We start from the raw sequence: 18564 nt of genomic DNA, 5'->3' as shown, positions 1-18564 counted from the left end.
GTCCTGCGCTGCGCTCCGGCGCAACCGGTCTGCCGCCGGGAGATCGCGGCGGACCTTTCCGGCATGCCGGCTTGACGCGGAGGGGAAACCTCGGACGCCAAAGTGATTCCGTATCGTGAGAAATGCGCCGGAATCCGGTTCGAAGACGCGATTCCCGCATTATCGTGGGGGCGTATGCCTGCCCATCGGAGGGCAGGCGGCGGCACCGGCACGGCAGGAGCACACACCAACGGCAATGAGGCCGTGCACGCCCGGGCCGCTCGCACACTGAAAGACGAGGCACACGTCCATGAGTCCTGAGTCCACGGCCACGCGCGCGAAAGCGGAGACCCCGCAGGAAGCACGCAACAGCTACCGCGCCGTTCTGGTCTTCCCCATCCTGATCCTGCTCGGCGCGATCGTCGGGTACTTCTTCGCCGGTCCGGTCAGCGAAGGCGCTTTCCTGGTCAATCCGCTCCTGGGAATCATCATGTTCACCATGGGCCTGACCCTGCAGCCGGTCGATTTCGCCCTGGTCGTCAAGCGGCCCTTGCCGGTGATCCTGGTGGTGATCGCCCAGTACGTCATCATGCCGCTGGCGGCCGTGCTCGTCTGCTGGATCCTCCAGCTTCCCGGGGAGATCGCCGCCGGCGTCATCCTGCTCGGCTGTGCTCCCGGCGGCACCGCCTCGAACGTGGTGGCGTACCTGGCCCGGGGCGATGTCGCCCTGTCTGTGGCCATGACCTCCGTGTCCACGATCCTGGCGCCGCTGGCCACGCCGCTGCTGACGCTGTGGCTGGCCGGTCAGTACCTGCCGGTCGATGCCGCCGGCATGGCGATGTCGATCGTGCAGATCGTGCTCCTGCCGGTCATCGGCGGCCTGGTGGTCCGGTTACTGCTGCCGAAGCTGGTCAAGCAGGCCCTGCCCGTGCTGCCCTGGCTCTCGGTGCTGACCATCTCCGCCGTCGTGGCGTTCGTGGTCTCCGGCAGCGCGGACCGCGTCATCGAGGCTGGCCTGCTGGTGTTCGCCGCCGTCGTACTGCACAACGGACTCGGCTTGGTGCTCGGCTACGGGGTGGGGATCGCGCTCAAGCAGCCGCTTTCCATCCGCCGCACGATGGCGGTCGAGATCGGCATGCAGAACTCCGGCCTGGCCGCGGGCCTGGCCGCGACCTACATGAACCCGCTCGCGGCGCTTCCCGGTGCGGTGTTCTCGCTCTGGCAGAACATGTCCGGCGCGCTCTTCGCCGCCTGGTGCCGCCGCCGCGACCGCGCGCTGCTGCAGCAGGAAGAAGACGCGACGGCGCCCTCCGCCTGAAACGCCCCGGCGTCGCGCCGGGCATCTGCGCGGCGGCGCCCAGCCGTGGCCGCACGCCGGTCCCGCTGCGCGCCGCCACGCCGTGAATGCGCTTGCCTCCGGGAGACGAGAACCGCGCACAACCGAACACGACCGCACACAACCGAGCAAGGCAGGAACCGATGACATCCACGCAGGCAACGGAGCCTCGCGAGACGGCGCAGCAGGCCCGGAACAGCTACCGGGCGGTGCTCATCTTCCCGATCCTCGTCCTGGCCGGCGGCGTGCTCGGCTACGTCCTGGCCGAACCGCTCAGCGGGACCGGCCACCTGATCAACCCCGGCCTGGGCGTGATCATGTTCATCATGGGGCTGACGCTCAAGCCCGTGGACTTCGCCCTCGTGGCCAAGAAGCCGGTTCCCGTCTTCCTCGTGGTCGCCGCCCAGTACATCCTGATGCCGCTGGTCGCGGTGCTGGTCTGCTGGATCATGCAGCTGCCGCCGGAACTGGCCGCCGGAGTCATCCTGGTCGGCTCCGTGCCCGGCGGGACGGCGTCGAACGTGGTGGCGTATCTGGCCCGCGGCGATGTGGCGCTCTCAGTCACCGCGACCTCGGTCTCCACCATCCTCGCCCCGGTCGCCACGCCCCTGCTGACCCTGTGGCTGGCCGGTCAGTACCTGCCGGTCGATGCCGCCGGCATGGCGATGTCGATCGTGCAGGTGGTGCTGGTGCCGGTGCTGGGAGGCCTGATCGTCCGGCTGCTGTTCCCGAAGGTCGTCAAGATCGCGATGCCCGTGCTGCCGTGGCTGGCGACCCTGGCGATCGCCGCCGTGGTGGCCATCGTGGTCGCCGGCAGCGCGGACCTCGTGCTCGAGGCGGGCCTGCTGGTCTTCGGCGCGGTGATCCTCCACAACACGCTCGCGCTGCTGCTGGGCTACGGCATCGGGATCGTCACCCGCCAGTCCATCAGCCGGCGGCGCACCATCGCCATCGAGATCGCCATGCAGCAGTCCGGGCTGGCTGCCGGGCTCGCGGCACAGTACATGAATCCCCTCTCGGCCCTTCCCGGGGCCGTGTTCTCCGTGTGGCAGAACATGGCCGGGGCGATCTTCGCCGCCTGGTGCCGTCGCCGGGACCGGATCGCGGCAGAACAGCAGGACGTCACAGCCGAGGTCTCCTGACTCACGGGGCCGTGAGCGCCGCCGTCCCGTGTTCTGCCCGGGTTGACGCCCGGTGAGACGCCGAGCCCCTCATTCCCACCGGAACAGGGCCGCGGCCACTCCCGCGCCTAGTGCCGCGGTGGCTCCGAGCACGAGCCAGTTCTTCGGGTCCACCGGCTCGCCGGCCCAGGCGTGCTGCAAGGCATCCACCGAGGCGCCGAAGGGCAGCCAGGAGCCAATCGTCTGCAACGGCTCCGGGAGGTTCTCCGCCGGGCCGAACATCCCGCCCAGGGCGGCGATACCGAAGAAGGCGATCAGCCCGATCGCCACCGAGGAGTTCGGCGTCGGCGAGATGGACGCCACGATCATGCCGACGCCGTACATCGCCGCGCAGCAGGCCAGCAGGACCGCCGCTGCGACCAGCGGGGACCGCGGGAGGTCCGCGTCGAAGAAGACCATCGCCACGCCGAAGGCGATGCCGATGCCCAGCAGCACCTGGATGAAGCTGACTGCCATCTGCGCCACCAGCACCATGGCCGGCGATGCCGGCGTCACCGCCAGCCGGCGCAGCAGCTTGGTCTTCCGATAGGTCGCCAGGAAGCTGGGCATGTTGATCACCGCGATCGTCGCGACGACCATGGTCACGACCACCGGCAGCAGGAACACGCTGAACGCCGTCACCCCCTCGGCGACCTCCACGCCGAGGTCCTCGAAGGAGATGCCCTGCATCACCAGGATCAGCAGCGGCAGCCCGAGCGGCACGATCAGCCCCGCGGTGTCCCTCGTGACCATCTTCGCCTCGGCCTGGATCAGCTTCAGCCATGCCCGCGGGCCCGGCCTGCGGGCATGTACGGCCTCACTCATCATCAGTCCTCTTCCTCATCGCCCTGAATGTCCTTGCCGGTGAGAGCCACGAAGGCGTCCTCCAGCGTCACAGCGCCCGCCTGTTCCCTGAGCTGCCCCGGTGTGCCGTGCGCGAGGACGCGTCCGGCGTCGATGAGCGCCACCCGGTCGCAGAGCCGCTCCACCTCATCCATGGCGTGGCTGATCAGGATCACCGTCTGCTCGGACAGCGACTCGATGGTGGCCCACACGCGGCGGCGCGCGCGGGGATCGAGTCCGGTGGTCAGCTCGTCCAGGATCACCACCTGCGGCCGGCCGATCAGCGCCAGCGCGATGGAAAGCCGCTGCATCTGCCCGCCGGAGAGATCGTCGAACTTCGTCCTCGCCTTGTCCGTCAGCTCCACCATCGTCAGTGCCTCATCGGCGTCCAGCGGGTCCGGATAGAAGCCGCGGTAGAGGTCGACCAGTTCCCGCGCGGTCAGCGAACCGTGCAGGTAGGCCCCCTGCAACTGGACCCCGAGGATCTGCCGGACCTTCGCCCGCTCGGTGAAGGGGTCCAGGCCCAGGATGCGCACCGAGCCCTCGGTGGGCTTGCGCAACCCGGCGATCATCTCCACGGTGGTGGTCTTGCCGGCCCCGTTGGTGCCCAGGATGCCGAAGGTCTCGCCGCGGGCCACCCGGAGGCTGATCCCGTCCACCGCGGTCTTGTGCTTGTACCGCTTGACCAGATGCCGGGCCTCGATGGCCGGTGGCTGAGGTTTCTCTGTCATGCCCTCCAGCTTTCCCTCGCCCGCCCGGGCGCGCCTGTGCCGCCGGTCATGAGAGCGGCCATGACTTTCGGCACCTCTGACGCCCGGGCGGCACTCAGTAGGCTGGGGTGCCATGGAGGATCAGCGGGCATCGGGGCGCGATCGTGCTCAGGCCGTGGCCGGGCCGCACCGGCGACGGTGGGAGGAGTTCTCCGGCATCGCGATCCTGGTGCTCAGCCTCGGCGTGGGTCTGCTGATGCTCATCGTGGGGCAGGCTCCCTACATTCCGCGCTGGCTGTGGGCCGCTCTGCTCATCGGCTGCCTTTTCGCGACCTTCCTGGCCACCAGCGGCCTGCTGACCGCCCCGTGGCACCGGCTGGCCTATACGGGCGCGGTCCTCAGTTCCTGGACGCTGCTCCTGACCATGCCCAATCAGGGGATGATCGTGGTGCTGCTGGTCGTGGTGGCCGCCGCGGGCAGTTACATCCTGCCGATGCCCGTGGTGCTGGGGGTCATCGCGCTGAACTGCGCGGTGGTGCTCGTCCACCTGGTGGCCCACCACGTGGCACCGATGGAGTACCTGGCCGTCACCGCCTTCTACGCGATCATCCATCTGGCCTCGATGTTCAGCACCTACGCCCTCCATCGGGAGTCGGGGCTGCGGGCCGAGCTGGAGCAGAAGAACGTGGAGCTGGAGGCGGCCTCGGTGCTGTTGGAGAGCTCGGCCAAGACGGCTGAGCGGCTGCGGATCTCCCGGGAGCTGCACGACGCCATGGGCCACCAGCTCACCGTGCTGAACCTGGAGCTGGAGGCCGCCGGGTACAAGGCGCACCGGATGACCGGCGGGGGCACCGAGGACGTCCGCGCCCATATCGATCGCGCCGCGGGGGTGGCGAAGGAACTGCTGGCCGATGTGCGCGCCACCGTGGGCGAACTACGAGCGACCGGCCCCGGCCATCTGCAGGCGCACCTGGAGCGCCTGGCGGCCGCGGTGCCCTCCCTGGACATCTTCGTCGAGGTCCCGCCCCGGGTCGACGCCGATGAGCAACAGGTGCAGACGCTGGTGCGCGCGGCTCAGGAGGTCATCACGAACACCGTGAAGCACGCCGAGGCGCATGAGCTCTCCATCCGCCTCGAGCAGGACGCCGGCGAACTGAGAATGGTCTGCGTCAACGACGGCCTGGCACCCGGCCGGATCGTCGAGGGCCACGGACTCACCGGATTGCGCGAACGCCTCGAGCCGCTCGGCGGGACGCTGACGGTCCGCCCGTCCCCGTTCTTCACCGTCGAGGTCGTTCTGCCCGTCGCCGAAAGCACGGGGCCACCGCGCGGACCCTCCGGCCGAGCCCTCCGGCCGGCGGCCGGAAAGGGCGCCGCCGATGAATGACTCACCCGGCACCCCGCCGATGAGCCAGCCACCGGGCCAGCCGCAGGTGCGCGTGCTCGTGGTGGATGACCAGACCCTGGTCCGCCAGGGCATCCGCACGCTGCTGGAGCTGGGCGGGATCGCGGTCGTCGGCGAGGCCGCGGACGGGGCCGAGGCGCTGGCGGCGCTTGAACACCACGCCGCCGGACCTGCGCAGAACCCGCCCTCACCCGGCGCCGGGCCACCGGACGTGGTGCTGCTGGATCTGCGGATGCCCCGATACGACGGCCTCTGGCTCCTGGAGCGACTGGCCGAACGCGGCACCGGCGGGGCAGACCTGCCCGTGCTGGTGCTGACCACCTTCGACGACGACGAGCTGGTGCTGCAGGCGCTGCGCCACGGTGCCCGCGGCTATCTGCTCAAGGACGTCACCGTCGAGCAGCTCTCCCGCGCGGTGCGCACGCTGGCCGCCGGCGGCACGCTGATCGCACCGTCCATCACCGACCGGCTGCTGCGGGCCCTCCGCCAGGGCCCGCAGCCGGCCGGGATCGAGGGCACCAGGACGCAGGCGCTCACCGAACGCGAACGCGAGGTGCTCCGGCTCGTGGCCGAGGGCTACTCCAACCGGCAGATCGCCTCCCTGGTGCATCTGGCCGAGGGCACCGTGAAGAACCACATCTCCGCGGTCCTGGTGAAGCTCGGCGCCCGTGACCGGACCAACGCCGTGCTGCACGCACTGCGCGAGGGGCTGCTGGACTAGCGTGAGACGCGGCCGAAGGTGTTCGCGATCGGCGAGGTGAAGATCGGGCGGGAGAGGAACCAGCCGGCCACCATCACCACGAGTGAAGCGGCGAACATCCAGAAGCCCAGCCAGGAACTGGCGGAGTTCTGCGCGGCGTACATGTAGTTGAGGTTCTGCAGCGCGCCCGTGGTGAAGACGAGCGTGACGTGCACGACGATGAACAGCACGAAGAAGAGCATCACGGGGAAGTGGATGGCCCGCGCCAGTTCGACCGGGTACGCCTTGTTCAGCCGCTTGGCCTGCTCCGGCCAGATGTTCGACATCCGCAGGCCGGTGATCGCGGCCAGCGGCGAGGCGATGAAGATCACGACGAAGTACGTCAGCACCTGCAGGCTGTTGTAGTTGACCCAGCTGTCCTCGTGCGGCCAGTTCAGGGAAAGGTACTGCAGCGCGGCGGAGGCGGCATTGGGGAAGACCTCCCAGCTGGTGGGCACCACGCGCACCCAGCGGCCGCTGACGATCAGCAGGATCACGAAGATCACGCCGTTGAGGATCCACAGCACGTCCAGGACGTAGTGCAGCCACAGATCCATGCTGATCTTCTTCGGCGGCCGCTTGGTCTTGATCGGGCCCTTGTTGTTCCTGGTCCAGTTCGCCTTGGGCCGGGCGGTCGTGCGCACCAGCCAGCCGGTGCGGATGATCAGCACCATCAGGAAAGCGTTGAGGAAGTGCTGCCACCCAAGCCAGGCGGGGAAGCCCTCGGGCGAGGCCTCCGGCAGCGGCGTGGCACCGGGATAACGCTCCATCCACGCCTGAACGCCGTCCATGCCGCGCAGCCACTGAGCGCCCAGCACGGCCAGGCCCAGCAGGATCACGCTGGCCGGGAGGATCCAGATCAGGGGCCGCCAGCGGCTGTCCTTCGACGTCGTCGTCTTCGTGCTCATCTCGCTCCTGTGTCGCGTGGCCGTGCCCGGGTGCGGCAGGCAGATTTAGTATGACGTCATAGTAACTGCTGCCACACACGATGGCCGAACCGTGGTCTGTCCCAAGCCTACGCACCGATGCGCCGCCCGGGGGAAACGGCTCGCGCTCGCTCACCGGGACGACGCGGGCGGGCGGGCGGTCCGGCGCCCGGGTGCAGGGCCGGGTGCTGGAATCCGCACCGCGTACACGCGCGCGTGCTAGCGTGGGTCCGCGTTCCCCGAAACCCGGCGGCGATGGCGCGCGACGGGCGTCTGCCCGGCGGACGAGGGCACATGTCCGACAACACGTGCGGCACGGCACAGAGGCCGTCAAGAGGGTGGACGCCGTCAAGAGGAAGGACCCCCAGTGAGCACCGAGCAGGACCAGCCCTGGCACCGTTTCTACCCGCCGGGAGTCAGCGCGCAGATCCCGCCGGCGCCGTTCGCCTCCATCGGCGAGATGGTCCGGGCCACGGCGGCGACGCACGGGCCGCGCCCCGCCTTCTCCAATCTGGGCACCGAGCTGAGCTTCACCGAGGTCGACGAGCTCAGCGATCGCTTCGCCTCGTTCCTGCAGCACGAGCTCGGGCTGGTCAAGGGCGACCGGATCGTCCTCCAGATGCCCAATGTGCTGCAGTACCCGGTGGCGATGTTCGCCGCTCTCAAAGCCGGCCTCGTCGTCGTCAACGCCAATCCGCTCTACACCTCCGCGGAGATGAGCCGGGTACTGGCGGACGCCGAGCCACGGGCGCTGCTGGCCCTGGCGAACTTCGCCGACCGGATCGAGCAGGCGCTGCCCGGGTCCTCCGTGGAGCACGTCATCCTGACCGAGGTCGCCGATCTGATGCCCACGCCCAAACGGCTCGCGGTCAACGCCCTGCTCAAGCACGTCAAGAAGATGGTGCCCGGGCACGGGATCGACCCGGTGATCCCGTTCCGGCAGGCGATGGCTGCCGGCAGCCGGAGGGCTTTCGCCCCGCCGGAGATCGCGCCGGAGGACACCGCGTTCCTGCAGTACACCGGAGGCACCACCGGAGGGCCGAAGGCCGCGGTGCTCACCCACGCCAATCTGATCGCCAACGAGGAGCAGTTCATCCGGCTGATGCCCAGCATCCTCCCCGGTGCGTCCCCGCGGATCATCGCCGCGCTGCCGCTCTACCACGTGTTCTCCCTGACGGTGAACTGCCTGGGGTTCTTCCGCTTCGGCGCGCACAACGTGCTCATCACCAACCCGCGGGACATCCCCGCCTTCGTGAAGACCCTGCGCAAAGGCCCGCCGGAGGGCATCATCCTGGTGAACACCCTGGCGGCGGCGCTGCTGGAGAACGAGGACTTCCGCGCGCTGGACTTCTCCCGGCTGGCGATCACGGTGGCCGGCGGGATGGCCGTCCGCACGAGCGTCGCCGCCCGCTGGAAAGACGTCACCGGGAAGGACATCGTGGAGGGCTACGGCCTCACCGAGGCCTCACCCGTCGTCAGCGTGAACCCCGTCCACATGCCGCCGCGGCCGGGCACCATCGGCGTCCCGCTGCCTTCCACGGAGGTGCAGGTGCGCGGTGAGGACGGCCAGCCGGTTCCCGCCGGGGAGAAGGGCGAGCTGGCGGTCCGCGGCCCGCAGGTGATGCGCGGCTACTGGAACCGGCCCGAGGAGACCGCGGAGGTGCTCGACGCCGCGGGCTGGCTGCTCACCGGGGACATCGCCACGGCCGACGCCGACGGCTTCCTCACGATCGTGGACCGGAAGAAGGAGATCATCGTCGTCTCCGGCTTCAACGTCTATCCCGGGGAGATCGAGGACGCCGCCATGCTCCACCCGAAGGTCGCGGAGGCCGGGGTGACCGGCGTGCCCGATGAGCGTTCCGGCGAGGCGCCGAAGCTCTTCGTGGTCCGCCGGGATGAGAGCCTCACCGCCGAGGAACTCATGACGCATCTGCGCGAGCAGCTGGCCGGATACAAGCGCCCCCGTTCCATCGAGTTCCGCGAGGAGCTGCCCAAGAGCAACGTCGGGAAGGTGCTGCGCCGCGAACTGGCCTAGCGGTTCCGCCCGGGGCGGCATCGGAGAACAACCCGTAAGTGACAGAACACCCCCGTAGACGGTGGTGTTCTGTCACTACGGAGGTGTTTTGTCAGCCTGAGTAGTCCCGGCCCGCGGCGCCAGCCGGGCGTCGCGGCGGCACCCGGGCACAGGTCTGCCAGCACTACGGGCGCGGATGCGGTCCCAGCATCCCAGGAGCCGCGGCGCCTCCTGACCGCGGGCTCGCCGGGAGACGCTTCAGAACCGCTCAGCCCCGCGAGCCATGACGGCGGGGCTGCCGGCGGCGTATTCCAGGCCGTAGCCGCCCAGATCGAGGGACACCGTCAGCAGGGTGGTCCACTGCTCCTGCGGCGGCAGCGCGCGGTCGGGCTGGAAGCAGATCGGCGCCGCGTCCCCGGCCGGACCGCACATCGCCTGCGCCCGCCTCACGGCGTCCTGACCAGCGAGTTCACCGGCGCGGGCGCGCAGATGCTCCAGCCGCGCGTAGGTGGTGGAGGCATCGGGCGTGTGCTCCCCGGCCGCCAGGCCCGGATCGAGGAAGTGGTTGGTGTGCAGCAGCACAGCCGCCCCGCTCCCGGCGTCCGCGGCCGCTGGCACACCGCCGGGCTGGCCGGCGTGCACCTCGGCCACTCCCGCCGGGCAGATCTCGATGCTGACGGCGCCGGGCTCCGAGGTGACCACCGTGATGACGGTGGATGCGCTCACCTCGGCCGATCTCGCGATGGCCACCGCTTCCCCTACGGTGCGCGCCTCGTCCAGGATCCGCCTGGCGACGGCATGCACCGGGACGCCGCCGCGGCCGTGATCGGCACGGTGATGGAGGATGTTGAAGTGCACGCCCAGGCCCGCGTCGTTGACGCCGATCTTGGCCGGCGCGCCGAATTCGGTGAAGGTCTTCACCCGCAGCCCCTGAACCGAGGGGTACTCCCAGAGCAGCGCCGCCGGGACCAGGCTCTCGTGCCAATCCCAGGTCTGTATGGTCTCCGGTGCCGCCGTGGCGCCGCCCCGGTCCGGTGGCAGCAGCACGGCCGTGGAGCACTCCCCCTCCCGCTGCGGGTTGGCGATCGCCAGGATCTCGGTCCGGGCGGTCACCGCCATCAGCGCGGCGGGTTCCAGGCCTGCGGCGGCCGCCACAGCCCCGATCTCCTCCGCCAGCACGGGATACCAGCCGGCGAGCGCGGCATGACAGGCCGCGGCGATGCTCGTCTCCTGTTCTACCGGGATGCCCAGCTCCCGGTAGAAGGCCCGGTACAGCGCGACCGTGCTCCTGATCTCGTCCCGGTGCGCCAGGCCCAGCCGCTCGCCGCGTTCACCCGGGTGCGCGCTGGTGCTGTGGTGCTCCGCCAGTCTCATCGTGGTTCCGGCCTCAGCCGTCATGCCTCTCCTCATCTGAATGGTCCGTCGTCTCCGTAGGCGGGGCGTGCACGCCCGTCGCGCGCATCAGGCCGGCGACGTCGGCGTGCGGGCAGCCCGGTGACTCCAGGTCCTCCGCGACCCGCTCATGCACCTCCGCGGGCATGTCCTGGCTGAGCTTGAACATGGCCTGCTCGCTCGTCACCTCGACGTGGAAGGAGACCACACCGCCGATGATCTTGCGGAACAGTCCCCGCGAGCGGTCCATCGACCACTGGGCGGGCCGGAGCGCCTCGAGGGCTCGCACCGTCTGCTCCACCACGGCCAGCGATTCCTCCTCGTCCTGCACGATCCGCAGCCGCCCGGTCAGGTGCACGGCCGCGTAGTTCAGCGTCGGCGCGGCCGGCTCGAACCGGTAGTTGCTGGGCGAGACGTAGGCGTGGGAGGAGGAGAACACCAGCAGCGCCTCCGGCTGCTCCGCGAACAGGCGCCAATGCGGGTTCTCCCGCCCGATGTGCCCCCAGAGCCGGTGCCCGACGAAGCTCTCCCGCACGGGGCTGCCCGGCGGCAGCACCACCGGGGTGTGCGTCGCCAGGGGCGCAGCGCCGCTCCGGGAGCTGGCGATGACCGCGAACGGGTTCCGCCGCACCAGGTCGACGACGGCCTCCCCCGAGGGCGGCCGGTAGTCCCGGTAGGTGTGCATCAGCGCGCGGCTTCCAGGATCGCGTCCCACATCACCTCGGAGGCCAGCGCGCCCAGCCCCGCGCTGCTCACCGACAGCCGTCCCACGGACGGGTCCGGCGCCGGCAGGTCCACCTCGTCGGTGGTGAGGGTGAAGAGCGTGTCCCCGTCCATGGAGGTGTGGAACGGCTGGATCCCGCGGTGCATGGAGCTGTGCACCTGGAGGCAGAGCTGGTTGAGTTCGATATCGCTCAGCTTCACATTCGTGATCAGGGCGCCGATGGTGGTGTTGCCCGGCTGGACCGGCACCGGGATGCCGGCGGCCAGCGCGCGCTCGAAGTCCAGCGCCGGATGGCGGCGCACGTCCTGCGCGGCGTCGTAGTTGCCGCGCACGATGCGCCCGGACCGGTCGACGATGACGCCCACCGGGTTGGGCACCACCACCGCGAGCATGCGGATGTCCCCGATCCGGCGGAAGGCGGCACCCTGCCCGGTCAGTTCGGCGCGGCTCCAGTCGACCTTCCCGGCGGAGGCCCGGATGCCGGCCCCGGCCAGGCCCAGCGGGACGGTGCCCTCCTCGGCCCAGCGCACCGCGGCCCGGCCCAGTGCGGCGTCCGGGGCGACGGCGGTGTCACGGGCGGAGAAGTCGTAGATGATCGCCGAGGAGACCTCCGCCAGATCGGCGAAGGCGGTCGAGTTCCCCTTCCGGGCCAGCAGCTCGTCGGAGACCCCGGCGCCGGCGGCGAGGCCGTAGACGGAACCGCCGGCCAGGCAGATGGCGTGGTTGAACGAGTAGGCGCCGCTGAGCCCGACGGCCCCGCCGCGCGGATCGGTGGCGGTGCGCGCGCCGGCCGGGACGTGGATCACGGTCGCGCCGGTGGGTCCCTCCTCGTAGTGGGCGGAGCCGACGAGCACACCCGGGAAGTCGTACTCCAGCAGCGCGCGGCCGGTGCTTCGCACCGGGGCGCGGGCGACATCGTCGTTGCCGGGGCCGCCGAACGCAGGCTCGGGAATCAGGCGGGGCGGGCCGAACGGGGCGTCCTCGGCCGGCGAGGACACGGTCTGGTACTCGGTCATAGCGTCTCCAGGAGTCGTCGGGTGTAGGGATGTCCGGGGTTGTCGAGCACATCGGCGGGACTGCCCTCCTCCACGATCTCCCCGGCCAGCATCACCGCGATGCGGTCGGAGGCGATGCGGGTGGCGGCGAGGTCGTGGGAGATGAACAGCGCGCCGAATCCGTGCGTCTCCTGCAGCTGCCGGATCAGCCGCAGGACCTTCTGCTGGACGGCGACGTCCAGGGCGCTGACCGCCTCGTCGAACACCACGAACTCCGGTCCTGTGATCAGCGCGCGGGCGATGGCGGCGCGCTGCCGCTGCCCGCCGGAGAGCTCGTGGGGGTAGCGCCCGGCGTGGGCCGGATCGAGCCCGACCTGGCGGAGCATCGTGAGGCAGAGTTCGCGGCGCGCCTCCCGGTCGATCCGGCCCGGGCCGTGCGGGGTGCGCGCCACGACCCCGAGCGGCTCCGTGATGGAATCGCCCAGCCGGCGGCGCGGGTTGAACGACCATTGCGGGCTCTGCAGCACCGCCTGCACCTTGCCGGCGTGCTCCCGGCGGAATCTGCTGTAGGGCATCCCGGAGACGGTCACGGTGCCGGTGTCCGGGCGCAGCAGCCCCAGCGCGATCCGCCCCGCGGTCGTCTTTCCCGAACCGGATGAGCCGATCAGGCCCATGGTGCGGCCGGGTTCGATCCGCAGGGTGACGTCATGCAGCACCGTGCGTCGCCGCCGGCCTTGACCGAGGGCGACTCCGACGCCGCGCATGTCCAGGACTGCCTCGGCACCTGCCGTGCCGGCGGGCTCCTCGGCCCTCATCGGCCGTCTCCTTCCGTTCCCTCGGCCCGCAGCGCGTTCACCAGCTGCCGGGTGTAGGCGTGCTCCGGCTCCACCAGGACGGTTCCCACGGGCCCCTCCTCCACGATGCGGCCCTCGTTCATCACGACCGCACGGGTGCACCAACGGCGCACGGCCGGGATGTCGTGGCTGACCCACAGCAGGGTGATGCGGTGTTCCTCCGCGAGACGGACGATCAGGCCGAGCACTTCGGTGCGCACCTCGGCGTCGAGCGCGGCAGTCGGCTCGTCGGCGATGAGCAGCTGCGGCCGCCTGGCCACGGCCATGGCGATGGCCACCCGCTGAGCCATGCCGCCGGAGATCTGGTGCGGGTAGAGCCGGCGCACTTCGTCCGGGCGCTCGATCCGCACGGCGGCGAGGGCCTCGTCGATGGCGGCGTCCGTCATCGGCGTCCCCTGGGCCCGCATCGCCAGGGAGAACTGCCGGCCGATGCGCATGGTCGGGTCGAGCGAGGCGGCGGGGTCCTGCGCGATGAAGGCGATCCGCTCCCGTCGCAGGGCGCGCAGCTGAGCCGCGTCGGCGGTCTCGCCGCCGGCACCGCGCACCGTGGTGCCACAGCTCTCGATCCGTCCGGCCGAGAGGTGGCAGCTGCGCGGCAGCATACCGCCGAGCGCCAGGGCCAGGGTCGTCTTGCCGGAGCCGGACTCCCCCACGATGCCCAGCCGCTCACCGGCATCGACGCGCAGGTCGACGCCCGCCAGGGCCGGGCTGTCCTCACCGCGGACGCGATAGGCGGCGGCCAGGCCGGTGACGGAGACGATGACGCCGTCCTTCTCGCCGGCAGTACCGGCGGTGCCAGCAGTCATGCCAGGCTCCTCACTTCCCGGGGTTCCAGGCGGTCCCGGAGGGTGTCGCCGATGACGGTAATGGACAGGATGGAGGCCACCAGGACGGCGGCCGGGGCGAACAGCAGCCAGGGAGCGGCGACCATGTACACGGCGCCTTCCTGCACGAGCAGGCCCAGCGAGGATTGCGGCAGCTGCACGCCCTGGCCGAGGAAGCTCAGGCCGCCCTCGACCAGGATGCCGACGCTGAGCGCATAGGTGCCCTGCACGGCGAGGGTGCCGCCGACGCCGCTGAGGATGTGCCGGTAGAGGATGACCGGCAACCGCACGCCGGAGATCCGCGCCGAGGTGACGAAGTCCCGGTGCGCCACGGTGGCGGCCTGCGCGGCGATCATCCGCACCATGAGCGGCACGGTGACCAGGACGATCGCCGAGACGGTCGCCACCCGGCCGGCGCCGAGCACGGCCGCGACCAGGATCGCCAGGATGATCGCGGGGAAGGCGTAGAGCACGTCAACCACGCGCATCACGGTCTCGCGCAGCCAGCCGCCGGCGTAGCCGGCGACGATCCCGATGGCGGTGCTCAGCACCGCCGTGATGAGCACCGCGGTGGCCGAGACGACCAGGGTCACGCCGATGCCCTCCAGCAGGCGGGGCAGCAGCGAACGGCCGAGGGAGTCGGTGCCCAGCGGGTACTCCCAGCTGGGCGGGGACAGCCGCGGGCCGCTGATCTCGGTCGGGCTGCCGGCGAACGGCACCAGCGCCGCCACGAGCGCCAGCAGGCACAGCAGCCCCAGGACGATGCCGGCCGCCACCATGAGCGGGTCTCGCGAGGCACCGGGACGGCGCCGGAGGACGGCGAGGTCGAGTCTTCTCATCGGCGGCCTCCTGCCGCAGCCACACGCGGGTCCACCAGGGAGGCCGCGATGTCCAGGACGGTGTTGATGACGATGAACGCGACGGCGGCCAGCAGCACGGTCGCCTGGACCACGGCGTAGTCGTGGCGGCCCAGGCCGGTGACCATATAGGAGCCCACACCCGGGATGTTGAACACGGTCTCCACGATGACGGCGCCGCCGAGCAGGTACGCGGTGATCGTGCCCAGCAGGGTGAGCACCGGGACCGAGGCGTTGCGCAGCACATGATGGCGCACGATGTGCCCGGGGGTCTCACCGCGTGCCACGGCGGCCGTGACGTGCGGTTCCACCAGGACGTTCATCACCGCATCGCGGGTGGTGCGCGCCGTCGCCGCCAGGCAGTACAGGCCCAGCACAGCTGCCGGCAGCACCAGGGCGCGCACCAGCGTGGCCGGCTCGCCGCTGAGGCTGGCCAGATTGCCGACGGAGAAACACGAGGCGACACTGGAGACGACGAAGAGGGCGACGGAGCCGAGCACGAACTCCGGCACGCTGATGCCCAGCCCTGCCACCGTGCGGCCCAGGGCGCCGCCGGAGCGCGAGGTGCTCCGCAGACCGGTCAGCACGCCCAGCGGGACGCCGATGAGGACCGCGGCGCTGAGCGCCATGAGCGCCAGGGTGACGGTGACCGGCAGGCGCAGGGCGAGTTCCTGGATGACCGGGACCTGGCTGACCAGGGAGATCCCGAAGTCGCCCTGCACCGCGCCGGTGACCCAGTGCCAGTACTGCACCAGGACGGGCTGGTCCAGGCCGTAGCGTTCAGCCGCGGCCTGCCGCTGCTCCTCGGAGGCGAGCGGGCCTAAGACGACGCTCTCGTAACCGCCGGGCATCTGCCGTACCGCGAAGAAGATCACGACGGACGTTCCCAGCAGCGTCACTGCCATGATCAGCAGGCGGGTGAGCGTCCAGCGGAGGACGGCGCGCATCGGCTAGTCGCCCCCGCTTTCCCGTGCCGGCCGCGCCGATCCCGGGCTCATCCGGCGCTCACCGGCCGCGCGGTGGGCAGGTATCGCAGGAAGTCGCCGTAGCCCTCGTTCGCGGCGAGGTCCATGGTGAGCAGATCGGGGTTGAGGCCGACGATGCCGGGGCGGTGTACCAGGGGGACCATCTCGGAGTACTCGTCGACGGTGTGGCACAGCTCGGTGAAGACCTGTTCACGCGCCGCCGGCTCGGACTCCGCTGCGGCCTGGTCGATGAGCCCGTTGAGGTCCTCATGGCTGCCGGCGAAGGCGGCGCTGAATCCGGCGATGTCGGGGTTCCACCAGCGGGTCACCATGGCCGGGTCGCCGTAGCCGGCGTACCAGCCGAGCGCCATGTCGAAGTTCCCGGGCACGGTGGAGTGGGTGCGCTCGTAGTACGCCGCGGTGTCCAGCTGTTCGATGTTCACCGTGACGCCGGCGGCCTCCAGCTGCTGCTGGATGACCTGCGCCATCTGGCCGAGCACGGGCTCGGAGTTGTACACCAGCAGATCCAGCGGCTCACCGTCGTAGCCGCTGGCCTCGATCAGCCCGGCGGCGCCCTCGGCGCCCACGCCGGCCGAGGGAAGATCGGCGGGATCGCAGGCGCCGGGGAGGTTGGACGGCGTCACGCCGGTGGGCGCGCTCTCCCCGGCCAGCGCGGAGTTGGAGAGCGCCTGGCGGTCGATCGCGGCGTTGAGGGCGAAGCGGAGGTCCTGATCGTTGAGCGGAGAATCCTCGCGCAGCCCGTTGATGAGGATGTAGTAGAAGTCGCTCTGCTGCTGGCTGTACATGGTGGCCCCGGAGTTCGCCAGCAGCGACAGGGCGTCCACATTGGAGAAGTTGGCCAGCGCCGTGCTGCCCTCCCGGAGGGCAGCCTGCCGGGTGGCGTCCTCGCCGACGATGTCCACCCGCAGCTCGGTGATCAGCACGTCCCCGGCGTGACGGTAGCCGTCGTGGCGGCTGAATACCCAGTTCTGGTCCTGGCGGTGGCTCTCCATCACGAAGGGCCCGGTGCCCAGCATCTCGGTGGCGATGTCCACCTGCCCGGACTCGATCTCCTCCATCGGCAGGATGCCGGCCGGCGAGTTTGCCAGCGCCGCCAGGAAGGGGGTGTAGGGCTCGCTGAGGTTGACCTGGACCCTGGTATCGTCAAGCGTCTCGACCGAGTCCACCGGTCCGATCTGGCCGGCCCAGACCCCCACGCCGTCTTTCAGCCGCTCCAGGGTGCCCGCGACATCGTCGACGGTGAGGGCACGTCCATTGGAGAACTGCGCGGAGGTGTCGATGGTGAAGATGTACGTGGTCTCGTCCGGCTGCTCCCAGGAGGTGGCGAGGCCGGGCTGGAAGCCGAACTCCGCATCGACCGTCACGAGGGTCTCGTAGACCAGGCCGAAGAGGGACCAGGAGCGGGCCGTGGTGGCCAGCTGCGGGTCCAGGCCGCCGTCCTCCTGGGAGTCGTAGTCCACCTGGACGGTGACCGGCCCCTCGGCGGTGGCGGTGTCATCGGCGACCGCGAGGTAGCCTGGCTCGACCTCGGCCTGGGCGGCGGGCTCCGCTCCCCCGCCGCCGCAACCGGTCAGGGTGAGGGCCAGGATGCCCGCCGCAGCGGTGCAGGATTGTCGTACGTTCATGGCTGTGCTCCTGTGCTGTGATGTATGCCACGTTGCGACGAGGCTACTGTGATAAAACGTTTTATACAAGACTGAAACACAACTGTTACAAAACGATTTACCCTCAGTCTGGACCTGGGCTAGCCTGGACGGACCGGCACGGATCAGGACTATGGGAGGACGGTGGCCTATGCCCAGGCGCTCCGGCGTGACCATCCGCGATGTCGCCCAGCGCGCCGGCGTGTCCATCACGGCCGTCTCCCACGCCCTCAACGACAAGGGCACGCTGAGCCCGGCCACGCGCGAGCGGGTGCGCAAGGCTGCGGCCGAGCTGGGCTACCGCGCCGATGTGGTGGCCCGGGCGCTGCGCGAGTCACGCATGGGAGCGCTGGGCCTGGTGATCCGTCCACTGGACGCCCTCGGCGACTACCTTCCCTCCGGCGTGGACTACTTCACCCGCCTCTCGGGCGCTGCCGCCCACGCCGCCGCCGACCTCGGACTGAGCCTGATGCTGGTACCGGATCTGACCCGGAGCCCGCATTCGCCCCTCGCCCTGTCCCTCGACGGTTACATCGTCACGGACCCGGTCATCGACGATCCCATCGTCACGATGCTGCTGGAACGTGATCTGCCGATGGTGACGGTCGGGCGCGATCCGCAGCGCTCCGAGCGCATCCCCTGGGTCGCCACGGACGACACCGGCGATACTCTCCGGATGCTGCGCACCCTGGCCTCCGGCGGAGCCGAGCGGATCGCCTTCGTGGCCGGCACCGATGAGAACTCCTGGAACCTCGACGCCATCGAGGCGTATCACTCCTGGTGCGCGGAGAACGGCATCGAGCCGGTGCTGCTCAGGGTGCCGGAGGCCGCGGGCGAAGACGGCGGCCGGGAGGCGGCGGCGAGGCTCTGGGCCGGGGACGCGCCCGAGGCGGTGTACTGCCTGACCGGGCGGCACGCCGCCGGCATCATGCGCGCACTGCGTGAACGGGGCCTGCGCGTTCCGGAGGACGTGGAGATCGCCGCCGCCTCGGACTCCGAGCACACCCGCTCGGCCGGGATCACGGCGCTGGACATGCGGCCCTCTGCCCTGGCCCGCGCCGCGGTCACCCTGCTGGACGCCGTCACGCGCGACGACCCGCGCGCCGCCGAACTCCAGGGCACCCTGATCGAAGGCGCGGTCATCCCCCGGTCCTCCACCCGCGGCACCGCCTAAGCT

17 protein-coding genes are annotated in these 18564 nt (G+C 70.6%); 6 read left to right on the top strand and 11 right to left on the bottom strand.

Going from position 1 to position 18564, the window contains the following annotated elements:
* The first annotated feature begins 289 nt into the window (after positions 1-289).
* Together IEW13_RS08215 and IEW13_RS08210 are read left to right on the top strand one after the other, a co-directional pair.
* Positions 290-1297, top strand: a complete 1008-nt coding sequence (locus IEW13_RS08215; protein ID WP_188550466.1) for a bile acid:sodium symporter family protein — start codon at positions 290-292, stop codon at positions 1295-1297.
* 161 nt (positions 1298-1458) lie between these two features.
* The gene (locus tag IEW13_RS08210) at positions 1459-2457 is read left to right on the top strand and encodes a bile acid:sodium symporter family protein (protein WP_188550465.1); all 999 of its coding nucleotides are present in this window, start codon (positions 1459-1461) and stop codon (positions 2455-2457) included.
* A 69-nt stretch (positions 2458-2526) separates the two neighbouring features.
* Here IEW13_RS08210 and IEW13_RS08205 read toward each other — a convergent pair whose 3' ends face one another.
* The gene (locus IEW13_RS08205) at positions 2527-3300 is read right to left on the bottom strand and encodes an ABC transporter permease (RefSeq protein ID WP_188550464.1); all 774 of its coding nucleotides are present in this window, start codon (positions 3298-3300) and stop codon (positions 2527-2529) included.
* Between the two features lie 2 nt (positions 3301-3302).
* Positions 3303-4049: an ABC transporter ATP-binding protein gene (locus IEW13_RS08200; protein WP_188550463.1), complete on the bottom strand. Its 747-nt coding sequence runs from the start codon at positions 4047-4049 to the stop codon at positions 3303-3305.
* 112 nt (positions 4050-4161) lie between these two features.
* On the opposite strand from IEW13_RS08200, the gene IEW13_RS08195 reads away from it, so the two are divergent.
* Together IEW13_RS08195 and IEW13_RS08190 are read left to right on the top strand one after the other, a co-directional pair.
* Positions 4162-5415 (top strand): sensor histidine kinase, encoded by a 1254-nt coding sequence (locus tag IEW13_RS08195; RefSeq protein WP_188550462.1) that lies wholly within the window; start codon positions 4162-4164, stop codon positions 5413-5415.
* Positions 5408-6154: a response regulator gene (locus tag IEW13_RS08190; protein ID WP_229745011.1), complete on the top strand. Its 747-nt coding sequence runs from the start codon at positions 5408-5410 to the stop codon at positions 6152-6154. The genes IEW13_RS08195 and IEW13_RS08190 overlap by 8 nt, the downstream gene beginning before the upstream one ends.
* Here the strand turns inward: IEW13_RS08190 and IEW13_RS08185 are convergent.
* Complete coding sequence (locus IEW13_RS08185; RefSeq protein WP_188550461.1) at positions 6151-7080, bottom strand: cytochrome b/b6 domain-containing protein; 930 nt, start codon at positions 7078-7080, stop codon at positions 6151-6153. The genes IEW13_RS08190 and IEW13_RS08185 overlap by 4 nt on opposite strands.
* Positions 7081-7465: 385 nt before the next feature.
* Between IEW13_RS08185 and IEW13_RS08180 the strand changes: the two genes are divergently transcribed.
* Positions 7466-9133, top strand: coding sequence for an AMP-binding protein (locus IEW13_RS08180; protein ID WP_229745010.1), 1668 nt, complete (start codon positions 7466-7468; stop codon positions 9131-9133).
* Positions 9134-9370: 237 nt separating this feature from the next.
* Here IEW13_RS08180 and IEW13_RS08175 read toward each other — a convergent pair whose 3' ends face one another.
* The 8 genes from IEW13_RS08175 to IEW13_RS08140 are packed head-to-tail and all read right to left on the bottom strand — an operon-like array spanning position 9371 to position 17369.
* The gene (locus IEW13_RS08175; RefSeq protein WP_229745009.1) at positions 9371-10510 is read right to left on the bottom strand and encodes a C45 family autoproteolytic acyltransferase/hydrolase; all 1140 of its coding nucleotides are present in this window, start codon (positions 10508-10510) and stop codon (positions 9371-9373) included.
* The gene (locus IEW13_RS08170) at positions 10500-11219 is read right to left on the bottom strand and encodes an FMN-binding negative transcriptional regulator (RefSeq protein WP_229745008.1); all 720 of its coding nucleotides are present in this window, start codon (positions 11217-11219) and stop codon (positions 10500-10502) included. The genes IEW13_RS08175 and IEW13_RS08170 overlap by 11 nt, the downstream gene beginning before the upstream one ends.
* Positions 11189-12244 (bottom strand): P1 family peptidase, encoded by a 1056-nt coding sequence (locus IEW13_RS08165; RefSeq protein ID WP_188550460.1) that lies wholly within the window; start codon positions 12242-12244, stop codon positions 11189-11191. The genes IEW13_RS08170 and IEW13_RS08165 overlap by 31 nt, the downstream gene beginning before the upstream one ends.
* Positions 12241-13038 carry an ABC transporter ATP-binding protein gene (locus tag IEW13_RS08160; RefSeq protein WP_229745007.1) on the bottom strand — a complete coding sequence of 266 codons (798 nt, stop codon included), beginning with the start codon at positions 13036-13038 and terminating at the stop codon, positions 12241-12243. The genes IEW13_RS08165 and IEW13_RS08160 overlap by 4 nt, the downstream gene beginning before the upstream one ends.
* A complete protein-coding gene (locus IEW13_RS08155) occupies positions 13035-13883 on the bottom strand; it encodes an ATP-binding cassette domain-containing protein (RefSeq protein ID WP_188550459.1) in 849 nt (282 codons plus the stop codon). The genes IEW13_RS08160 and IEW13_RS08155 overlap by 4 nt, the downstream gene beginning before the upstream one ends.
* Positions 13880-14740, bottom strand: coding sequence for an ABC transporter permease (locus tag IEW13_RS08150; RefSeq protein ID WP_188550458.1), 861 nt, complete (start codon positions 14738-14740; stop codon positions 13880-13882). The genes IEW13_RS08155 and IEW13_RS08150 overlap by 4 nt, the downstream gene beginning before the upstream one ends.
* Entirely contained in the window at positions 14737-15705 is a 969-nt protein-coding gene (locus tag IEW13_RS08145; protein ID WP_188550457.1) for an ABC transporter permease, read from the bottom strand. Before IEW13_RS08145 ends, IEW13_RS08150 begins: the two co-directional genes overlap by 4 nt.
* 47 nt (positions 15706-15752) lie before the next feature.
* Positions 15753-17369, bottom strand: a complete 1617-nt coding sequence (locus IEW13_RS08140) for an ABC transporter substrate-binding protein (protein ID WP_188550456.1) — start codon at positions 17367-17369, stop codon at positions 15753-15755.
* Positions 17370-17538: 169 nt separating this feature from the next.
* Here IEW13_RS08140 and IEW13_RS08135 point away from each other — a divergent pair, with 169 nt between their 5' ends.
* Complete coding sequence (locus tag IEW13_RS08135) at positions 17539-18561, top strand: LacI family DNA-binding transcriptional regulator (protein WP_188550455.1); 1023 nt, start codon at positions 17539-17541, stop codon at positions 18559-18561.
* Positions 18562-18564: the final 3 nt, after the last annotated feature.

The sequence above is a fragment of the Sediminivirga luteola genome (genome assembly GCF_014639315.1).
GTDB lineage: Bacteria > Actinomycetota > Actinomycetes > Actinomycetales > Brevibacteriaceae > Sediminivirga > Sediminivirga luteola.
The sequence above is the reverse complement of the archived record's forward strand: the minus strand, read 5'-3'. Positions and strand labels throughout refer to the sequence as shown.

What these genes read in the sequence shown, in the direction of transcription:
- IEW13_RS08190 (WP_229745011.1), top strand. Translation starts at nt 5,408, where the DNA reads ATGAATGACTCACCCGGCACCCCGCCGATGAGCCAGCCACCGGGCCAG.
- IEW13_RS08210 (WP_188550465.1), top strand. Translation starts at nt 1,459, where the DNA reads ATGACATCCACGCAGGCAACGGAGCCTCGCGAGACGGCGCAGCAGGCC.
- IEW13_RS08140 (WP_188550456.1), bottom strand. Translation starts at nt 17,369, where the DNA reads ATGAACGTACGACAATCCTGCACCGCTGCGGCGGGCATCCTGGCCCTC.
- IEW13_RS08195 (WP_188550462.1), top strand. Translation starts at nt 4,162, where the DNA reads ATGGAGGATCAGCGGGCATCGGGGCGCGATCGTGCTCAGGCCGTGGCC.
- IEW13_RS08205 (WP_188550464.1), bottom strand. Translation starts at nt 3,300, where the DNA reads ATGAGTGAGGCCGTACATGCCCGCAGGCCGGGCCCGCGGGCATGGCTG.
- IEW13_RS08160 (WP_229745007.1), bottom strand. Translation starts at nt 13,038, where the DNA reads ATGAGGGCCGAGGAGCCCGCCGGCACGGCAGGTGCCGAGGCAGTCCTG.
- IEW13_RS08135 (WP_188550455.1), top strand. Translation starts at nt 17,539, where the DNA reads ATGCCCAGGCGCTCCGGCGTGACCATCCGCGATGTCGCCCAGCGCGCC.
- IEW13_RS08185 (WP_188550461.1), bottom strand. Translation starts at nt 7,080, where the DNA reads ATGAGCACGAAGACGACGACGTCGAAGGACAGCCGCTGGCGGCCCCTG.
- IEW13_RS08145 (WP_188550457.1), bottom strand. Translation starts at nt 15,705, where the DNA reads ATGCGCGCCGTCCTCCGCTGGACGCTCACCCGCCTGCTGATCATGGCA.
- IEW13_RS08200 (WP_188550463.1), bottom strand. Translation starts at nt 4,049, where the DNA reads ATGACAGAGAAACCTCAGCCACCGGCCATCGAGGCCCGGCATCTGGTC.
- IEW13_RS08150 (WP_188550458.1), bottom strand. Translation starts at nt 14,740, where the DNA reads ATGAGAAGACTCGACCTCGCCGTCCTCCGGCGCCGTCCCGGTGCCTCG.
- IEW13_RS08175 (WP_229745009.1), bottom strand. Translation starts at nt 10,510, where the DNA reads ATGACGGCTGAGGCCGGAACCACGATGAGACTGGCGGAGCACCACAGC.
- IEW13_RS08155 (WP_188550459.1), bottom strand. Translation starts at nt 13,883, where the DNA reads ATGACTGCTGGCACCGCCGGTACTGCCGGCGAGAAGGACGGCGTCATC.
- IEW13_RS08165 (WP_188550460.1), bottom strand. Translation starts at nt 12,244, where the DNA reads ATGACCGAGTACCAGACCGTGTCCTCGCCGGCCGAGGACGCCCCGTTC.
- IEW13_RS08215 (WP_188550466.1), top strand. Translation starts at nt 290, where the DNA reads ATGAGTCCTGAGTCCACGGCCACGCGCGCGAAAGCGGAGACCCCGCAG.